The organism is Microbacterium sp. P2_F9, from assembly GCF_056403635.1.
The window spans coordinates 1-2704 of the sequence record NZ_JBFUFC010000316.1 but is presented as its reverse complement, the minus strand read 5'-3'; the positions used below and the strand labels follow the sequence as shown (position 1 = coordinate 2704).

The 2704-nt window shown below is 69.1% G+C and carries 3 protein-coding genes; all 3 read left to right on the top strand.

All coding sequences use genetic code 11. The features are described 5' to 3' along the window. Nucleotides 1-1424, top strand: a 1424-nt coding sequence (locus AC1DVT_RS19345; RefSeq protein WP_477390925.1) for an ADP-ribosylglycohydrolase family protein, incomplete at its 5' end; no start/stop codon positions are given. Between the two features lie 3 nt (nt 1425-1427). Beyond that, a complete protein-coding gene (locus tag AC1DVT_RS19340; RefSeq protein ID WP_457100166.1) occupies nt 1428-1700 on the top strand; it encodes a hypothetical protein in 273 nt (90 codons plus the stop codon). A 44-nt stretch (nt 1701-1744) separates the two neighbouring features. Next, nucleotides 1745-2704 (top strand): N-formylglutamate amidohydrolase (locus tag AC1DVT_RS19335; RefSeq protein ID WP_477390923.1); only part of this gene is annotated, 960 nt, incomplete at its 3' end.

Here is a 2704-nt window from a genome sequence, read left to right as displayed (position 1 = left end):
CCATTACGCACCTGTCCGCACAGCAGCTCGACCGCGCCGTCGGCGCCATCCTCGCGTCCGCCGCCGGCGACGCGCTTGGCTCGCGGTATGAGTTCGGTCCGTCACTGGCCGACGAGGTCACACCGGAGTTCGGAATCGGATGCTTCGGCCACGGCGTCGGCGAATGGACCGACGACACCAGCATGGCCATGCCCATCCTCCGCTCACTCGCGGACGGTCACKCCCTCGAAGACAGCCTGACCCTCGACGAAATCGTCGTGAGCTGGCGCGACTGGTCGAGGACTTCGAAGGATGTCGGCAACCAGACCCGCAGCGTGCTGTCGCATCTGGCTGAGCCGACCGCCGCCGCCGCACTTGCCCGCTCCGAGTCGGTGCACCGCATATCCGGGCACAGCACCGGCAACGGATCGCTGATGCGCACGGGTCCGATCGCGCTCGGCTACCTCGACCGCTCCCCCGAAGAACTCGCCTCCGCCGCAGGCCGCATCGCGCGCCTGACGCACTGGGACGACGACAACGCCGACGCGTCCGCGATCTGGTGCCTCGCCATCCGTCACGCGATCCTCTACGGAGAGCTCGACGTGCGGGCCCAGCTCGCGTTCATCCCTGCGCCGCGGCGTGACCGCTGGGCCGCACTGATCGACGAGGCTCTCGAACCCGGGACCCATCCACGGGACTTCTCCCCCGACAATGGCGGGGTGCTGCGGGCATTCCAGGGCGCCCTCTCCGCCATCACCGGAGCGGTGTCACTGACAGACGCCCTCGAGCGCGCGGTTCGTGCCGGCGGCGACACCGACACGGTGGCCGCCATCGCGGGCTCGCTCGCCGGGGCGGTGCATGGCGGCAGCGCGGTGCGCCTCGCCTGGAAGCGCCGGCTGCACGGCTGGCCCGGCATCGACGCGAACGAGCTGACTCGGCTTGCCGCCCTCGCCGTCCGCCACGGCAGGACCGACCGCGAAGGGTGGCCGCTCGCCGGGCGTGCGACAGTGTATCCGTCCAGCGACTTTCTCTTCCCACATCCGCACGATGAGCGCGTCTGGATCGGATCAATCGCCGCGCTGGATCGCCTGCCCGCGGAGGTGGATGCCGTCGTCTCGCTGTGCCGCGTCGGCACCCATCAGGTGCCCGCCGGGCTCGAGAGCGTGCAGGTCTGGCTCATCGACCAGCCCGACCGCAACGACAATCTCGACTTCGTCCTCGCGGAGGCGGCGGATGCTGTGGCCACGCTGCGCGCCGAAGGTCGCAGCGTATTCCTGCACTGCGCCGAGGGGCGGTCCCGGACCTCATCCGTTGCGGCGCTGTACGGCGCGCGGCATCGCGGGGTCAGCTCGAACAGGCCTGGGACGACGTGCGCGCGACGCTGCCGAAGTTCGCCCCGCAGGGGTTCCTGCGGGAGGCGGTCGCGCGCGTGGCGGCGGAGGTGACGATTGTCTGATCCATGGGCCTTCACGGAGATCACTCGACGCGAGGATGGCGTGATCGTGGTGCACGCCGAAAGCCGCTGGGTCGAGGCGTACTACGAGGTCGCCGAGGCCGACGCTGCACTGCTGGCAGCGGCGCTGGGCGTTCCGATCGACAGGATCCCCGACGGCTGGCGCGACCTCGACGCCGGCGACGGTCCGTCGGCCACGATCGCCTGGCTCAATGATCACGGCATCCCGTTCCACACGGCGTTCGTGTGGATGGACATGGACGACTGATCACCTCCGCGAAGGATCCCCGCCATCGACAGGAAGCGACACGAATGCCCACGATCACCGACCTCTCCCGCGGAGACGCCTGCCCCGACTGCCGCACACCCGATCCGTGGCGCGTGGAATACGGCATGCCGGCCGGCCCGCCGCCTCCGGGAGTGATCGCTGCCGGCTGCGTCATCGAACCCGGTGCCACGGCGTGGCGCTGCCGGGCGTGCGCTCTCGCGTGGGGCCTGTCCAAGGTGAACGGACGGATGATGACCTCATCGGTCCGGCTCGCTGACGCAACGGCGACGTCGCCGATCATCGTCCACGCACCGCACGGCGGAACGCGCGTGCCCGCGCGGCATCGCGCGCCCTTCGCGATCACTGACGACGAGCTGAAGTCCGAGATCGCCGCCCTCACCGATCACGGCACCGATCGCGTCGCTGCGGCTGTCGTCGGCACCAGCCGCGTCATCAACCGGCTCTCGCGGTTCGTCGTCGACGTCGAGCGCTTCGGCGACGAGTCCGAGGAGATGAACGAGGTCGGCATGGGCATGCTCTACACGCATGACACCAAGCGGCAGCCGATCCGCGACCTGGCCGCGACCGACACGACCGAACTCAGGCGCTTCTACGACGACTACGGTTGGGCGATCGAACGGCTGACCTCGACCGCACTCGCGCACCACGATCGCGCTGTCATCATCGACATCCACTCGTTCCCTCGCGATCCCCTCCCCTATGAACTCCATGCCGAACTGCGCCGTCCTCAGCTGTGCGTCGGGTTCGACCCGTTCCACGCAACCCAGGAGTTGAGAGATGCGGTTTCAACCGCGTTCGATGGGTGGGAGATCGTCGCGAACGAGCCGTTCCAAGGCGCCTACGTGCCGCTGCGGTTCTACCGGATCGACCCGCGAGTACAGGCCGTGATGCTCGAAGTGCGCCGGGACATGTACATGACCGGCGGATCGGTGCGTCGCGGTGGTCTGGACGATATCGCGAAGCGCGTGAGGACGCTCGTGGAC